This window comes from Ideonella azotifigens (genome assembly GCF_006519715.1).
Taxonomy (GTDB): domain Bacteria; phylum Pseudomonadota; class Gammaproteobacteria; order Burkholderiales; family Burkholderiaceae_C; genus Ideonella; species Ideonella azotifigens.
Map to the genome: position 1 here is coordinate 1 of NZ_VIDT01000360.1, position 5593 is coordinate 5593.

Genomic DNA, 5593 nt, shown 5'->3' on the forward strand with positions numbered 1-5593 from the left:
CTGCAGGCCAAGCTGAAGGAAACCAGCGTCGCCCCGCTGCTGCAGCGGCTGCAGCCGGATGCCGTGTGGGCCGGCGACCTGAAGCTGGGCGGCCAGCTGCAGCTGCGCTATGACGGCAGGCTGGAAGCAGAAGCCGTGATCGAGCGCCTGAGCGGCGACCTGGCGCTGGACGAGGACGGCCTGCTGTCCACCACGCGCCAGTTGCCGCTGGGCCTCACCGACCTGCGGCTGAGCCTGAAGGCGCACGATGGCAGCTGGCAGTTCACCCAGGCGCTGGCCGGCCAGTACCTGGGCGCACTGGGTGCCGCGCTGTCCATCCAGGCCGGGCCGGACCAGCTGTTGCCTGCCAGCAGCTCGCCGATGCAGGGCACGCTCACCTTGCAGGTCACCAAGCTCAGCGCCTGGGCGCCGTGGATGCCGGCCGGCTGGCGCCTGGGCGGCGAGCTGGCCAGCTCGGCGAAGATCGCCGGCACGCTGGGCGCACCGGAAATCTCCGGCGAGCTGACCGGCCAGCGCCTGAGCGTGCAGAACCCGCTGCTGGGCGTGTCGCTCACCAATGGCCAGGCCAGGCTGCTGCTGGAAGGCCAGCGCGCACGGCTGGAGCAGCTGGCATTCAAGGGCGGCGACGGCAGCATCAGCGCCACCGGCACGGCAGAGTTGGGGGCCAAGCCCTCGGCCAAGGTCAGCATCGAGGCCCAGAAGTTCAAGGCGCTGGGCCGCATTGACCGCACCATTGTTGCCAGCGGCCAGGCCCAGCTCGGGCTGGACAAGGACACGCTGAGCCTGAACGGCAACGTCACGCTGGACGAAGGGCTGATCGACATCAGCCGCGGCGACGGCCCCACGCTGCCCGAAGACGTGGTCATGGCCAGGACCGAGGCCGAGGAAGCCGCGCAGGACGACAAGGCCAACGGCCAGAGCCAGCGCGTGACCCAGCTGGCGCTGCAGCTGGACCTGGGCCAGAAGCTGCGGCTGCGCGGCAAGGGCATCGACACCGGGCTGCAAGGCGCACTGAAGATCACCAACCCGCGCGGCAAGCTGGCGGTCGCCGGCACGGTGCACACGGTCGGCGGCAACTACGCGGCCTATGGCCAGAAGCTGCAGATCGAGCGCGGCAGCATCCTGTTCACCGGCCCGGTGGACGACCCGCGGCTGGACATCTACGCGATCCGGCCCAACCTGGACGTGCAGGTCGGCGTGCTGATCACCGGCACCGCACTGAACCCACGCGTGCGCCTGGCCAGCGACACCGAGATGAGCGACACCGACAAGCTCAGCTGGCTGGTCATGGGCCGCGCCCCCGAAGGCCTGGGCCAGGCCGACACCGCGCTGCTGCAGCGCGCCGCGCTGGCCCTCTTGATGGGCAACAGCGGCAGCCCCACCGACAACCTGCTGGAAAACATCGGCCTCAGCGACTTCTCGCTGCGCCAGGCGGCCGGCGAAAACAACGTGCAAACCACCGTCGTCACCGTCGGCAAGCAGCTCACGCGCCGCTGGTACGTGGGCTACGAACGCGGCGTCAATGCCGCCACCGGCACCTGGCAGCTCATCTACCGCGTTGCCCAGAAGTTCACGCTGCGGGCGCAGTCCGGAGAGGACAGCGCCCTTGATGCCATCTGGACCTGGCGCTGGGATTAGCGGGGACATTGTGTCCAAGCCCGAGTCGACACTGTTCAGTGACGCACAAGGCGTGGCCAAGGCACTGGGCGAGGACATCATCTTCGGCCGCCTGCCGCCCGGCAGCCGCCTGATCGAAGACCCGCTGATGGCGCGCTTCGGCGCCACGCGGCATGGCGTGCGTCAGGCGCTGGTGGAGCTGGAGCGCCTGGGCATCGTGGTGCGCGAGAAGAACAAGGGCGCCAGCGTGCGGGCGCTGGCGCCGACCGAGGTGCGGCAGATCTACGAGGTGCGCGAGCTGCTGCAGCGGCAGGCCGCGCTGCACATTCCGTTGCCGGCCGAGCCTGCACTGGTCGAAGCGCTGGAGGCCTTGCACACGCAGTTCCTGCAGCATCTGCGGGAGCGTGACTTCAGCGCGCTGCATCGCGTCAACGACGCGTTCCACCTGACCTTGTTCAGCGGCTGCGGCAACCCGTACCTGGTGGCCTCGATCCGCCACTACATGGGGTTGAGCCTGCCGGTGCGCGCCCAGCGCACTGCGATGGCGGGCCATTCGGAAGCCGCGGCAGAGGAGCACCTGGCGATGATCCAGTTGCTCAAGGGCAGCGACAGCGTGGCACTCGCCGAGCTGTGTGTCGCCCACTTGCAGCTGGCGAAGCTCGACTACCTGCAGGGCGCCGATCACCAGAGGTGATGCACCAGCGGCTTGGCGTATTGTGCGTAGATTGCGCCCACAGCCTGCATCGTCGCGTCAGGCAGCGGCGGCAGATCGGCCGAGCGCACGTTGTCCTCGACCTGGGACGGCCGGCGGCCGCCGGGAATCGCGCAGGTCACGGCCTGCTGCATCAGGATCCAGCGCAGTGCAAATTGCGCCAGCGTCTGCCCGGCCGGCACCAGTGGCCGCAAGGCCTCGACCGCGGCCAGGCCGCTCTCGAAATCCAGCCCGGAGAAGGTCTCGCCCTTGTCGAAGGCCGCGCCTTCGCGGTTGAAGCTGCGGTGGTCGTCGGCCTCGAACCGGGTCTGGCGCGAGATGCCGCCCGACAGCAGCCCCGAGGCCAGCGGCACCCGCGCCAGGATGCCGACGCGGCGCGCCAGCGTCTCGCGGAACAGCAGTTCGGCCGGCCGCTGGCGGAAGATGTTGTAGATGATCTGCACCGTCTGCACGCCAGGGAATTCGATTGCCTTCAGCGCCTCCTCGACCTTCTCGACGCTGACGCCGTAGTGGCGCAGCTTGCCAGCGCGCACCAGGTCGTCCAGCACGCCAAAGACCTCGGGCAGGTAGTAGACCGGCGTTGGCGGGCAGTGCAGCTGCAGCAGGTCGAGGACCTCGGTGTTCAGGTTGCGCAGGCTGCGCTCGACAAACGCCGTCAGGTTCTCCCGGTTGTAGCCCTCGGCCACGTGAGGGCTGAGCCGGCGGCCGGCCTTGGTGGCCACGTAGAAGGGTTCGCTGCGCTCCTTGCGCAGCCGGGCGATCAGCCGCTCGCTGTGGCCGTCGCCGTACACATCGGCGGTGTCGAAGAAATTGATGCCCAGGTCCAGCGCTCGGTGCAGCGCGGCCATCGATTCTTCGTCGTTCACCTGACCCCAGGTGCCGCCGATGGCCCAGGCGCCAAAGCTGATGGTCGACACCTTCCAGCCGGTACGGCCGAGTTCACGGTATTGCATGGGACAGGTCTCCGAAGCACAGGAATTGGATTATCGATAATCCTAACCCAGACGAAACATGGCCTGCCTCCGCCTCCAGATGCGCAGCGCAACGCTGCCTGCTGCGCGGCGGGCGATCCAATGAGAAAACATGTTGAACGCGAGAAGACGCGCTTGGCGGGCGGCATGCCCTTGATTTCGGCCAGTTTGAGCGCAGATGCGCTGTGTGGTCGGCGGCCGAAATGGTGGCCCCACCAGGAATCGAACCTGGATCTGCCCCTTAGGAGGGGGCTGTTCTATCCATTGAACCATGGAGCCGACCGGCGCGCATTGTGCCTCAGCTGCGCGCGTCGATTGACGCGGAGCCGGGGTGACGCAGCGAAGGCTGGCCTGAAAAGTGAGCGCAGTGAGTGTTGGCTCACGCCAATAGCCTTCAAAAACAAGCAACTTTACGGCCAGTTCAAAGTCTTGCTGTGAGCGGCGAGTCCTATACTGACCATCTGGTCGAATGACTTCTAGTTTGAAAGCGGGACATCACATGGGTGCCAAATTGAAGGTGGCAGGTCTCCTCACGATGGGGGCGCTGGCCGGCGCATTGACGACCATTCAATTCCAGGCCGAGGCGCGCAACACCTACGGCCCGCTGCCGCTGGAGGAAATGCAGCAACTCGCCGCGGTATTTGGCATGGTCAAGAATGACTACGTCGAACCGGTGGACGAGAAGAAGCTGATCACCGATGCCATCTCCGGCATGGTGGCCGGGCTGGACCCGCATTCCCAGTACTTCGACAAGAAGTCCTTCAAGGAATTCCGTGAAGGCACGACCGGCAAATTCGTCGGCGTGGGCATCGAGATCGGCATGGAAGACGGCCTGGTCAAGGTGGTCTCCCCGATCGAAGGCTCCCCCGCCTTCCGCGCCGGCCTGAAGTCCGGTGACCTGATCACCAAGATCGACGACTCGGCCGTCAAGGGCCTGTCGATGGACCAGGCGGTCAAGCGCATGCGCGGCGAGCCGTCCACCAAGGTCGTGCTGACCATCTTCCGCAAAAACGAAAACCGCAGCTTCCCGGTCACGATCACCCGCGAGGAAATCCGCGTGCAGAGCGTGCGCGCGAAGGAAGTCGAACCCGGCTACGCCTGGATCCGCGTGACGCAGTTCCAGGACCGCACGGTGGAAGACTTCTCGCGCAAGCTGGAAGACATCTACAAGCAGGACCCGAACATCAAGGGCGTGATCCTGGACCTGCGCAACGACCCGGGCGGCCTGCTCGAAGGCGCGGTGGCCATTGCCTCGGCCTTCCTGCCGTCTGACTCGGTCGTCGTCAGCACCAATGGCCAGATCGCCGAATCGAAGGCGACCTTCCGCGCCACGCCCGACAACTACCTGCGCCGCGGCGGCGCCGACCCGCTGAAGAAGCTGCCGGCCTCGCTCAAGACGGTACCGATGGTGGTGCTGGTCAACGAAGGCTCGGCCTCGGCCAGCGAAATCGTCGCCGGTGCGCTGCAGGACCACAAGCGCGCCACGCTGATGGGTGCGCAGACCTTCGGCAAGGGCTCGGTGCAGACCGTGCGCCCGCTGACGGCCGACACCGCGCTGAAGATCACCACCGCGCGCTACTACACGCCCAGCGGCCGCTCCATCCAGGCCAAGGGCATCGTGCCGGACATCTGGCTTGACGAAACCGCCGAAGGCAATGTGTTCGCTGCGCTGCGCACCCGCGAAGCCGACCTGGAAAAGCACCTGGGCAATGGCGACGAGAAGGACGAAGCCCGCGAAAAGGCCCGCGAGGAAGCGCGCAAGAAGCTCGAAGAGCAGGTCGCCAAGTCCAAGGAACCGCCCAAGCCGCTGCCTGAATTCGGCAGCGCCGAGGACTTCCAGCTGGTGCAGGCCCTGAACCAGCTCAAGGGCAAGCAAGTCATGGTCAGCAAGTCCATGACCGAGCGCAAGGCCGAAGCCGCGACCGAATAAGCTCGCTCGCTGCAAGCCACACCAGGCGAAGCCGGCGGCTCTGTGCCACCGCTTCGCCTTTGTTGTTTCCGGCCCGGCCGGACCTCTCCGCATGACCCAAGACGACGGCCTTGATGATGGTCTGAGCGACGACGCGCTGCTGCGCTATTCGCGCCACCTGCTGCTGGATGAGATCGGCATAGAAGGCCAGCGCAAGCTGCTGGCTTCGCATGCGCTGGTGATAGGCGCTGGCGGGCTGGGCTCGCCGGTGGCGCTTTACCTGGGCTCGGCAGGCGTGGGCCGGCTGACCCTGGTCGACGCCGACACGGTGGACACCACCAACCTGCAGCGTCAGATCGCCCACAGCCAGGCCCGCGTCGGCCA

The 5593-nt window shown here is 66.7% G+C and carries 5 protein-coding genes and 1 tRNA gene; 4 read left to right on the plus strand and 2 right to left on the minus strand.

The features are described from left to right. Positions 1-1638: translocation/assembly module TamB domain-containing protein (locus tag FKP22_RS19280; RefSeq protein WP_211361471.1), on the plus strand; the 1638-nt coding region annotated here is incomplete at its 5' end. A gap of 10 nt (positions 1639-1648) precedes the next feature. Then, positions 1649-2311 (plus strand): GntR family transcriptional regulator, encoded by a 663-nt coding sequence (locus FKP22_RS19285; RefSeq protein ID WP_211361472.1) that lies wholly within the window; start codon positions 1649-1651, stop codon positions 2309-2311. On the opposite strand, the gene FKP22_RS19290 is transcribed toward FKP22_RS19285, so the two are convergent. Beyond that, a complete protein-coding gene (locus FKP22_RS19290) occupies positions 2299-3282 on the minus strand; it encodes an aldo/keto reductase (RefSeq protein ID WP_141289332.1) in 984 nt (327 codons plus the stop codon). The genes FKP22_RS19285 and FKP22_RS19290 overlap by 13 nt on opposite strands. A gap of 222 nt (positions 3283-3504) precedes the next feature. Beyond that, positions 3505-3579: transfer RNA gene (locus FKP22_RS19295), tRNA-Arg, on the minus strand. A gap of 220 nt (positions 3580-3799) precedes the next feature. Here FKP22_RS19295 and FKP22_RS19300 point away from each other — a divergent pair. Beyond that, entirely contained in the window at positions 3800-5230 is a 1431-nt protein-coding gene (locus FKP22_RS19300) for a S41 family peptidase (protein WP_141289333.1), read from the plus strand. A 121-nt stretch (positions 5231-5351) separates the two neighbouring features. After that, positions 5352-5593: HesA/MoeB/ThiF family protein (locus tag FKP22_RS19305; RefSeq protein ID WP_211361473.1), on the plus strand; the 242-nt coding region annotated here is incomplete at its 3' end.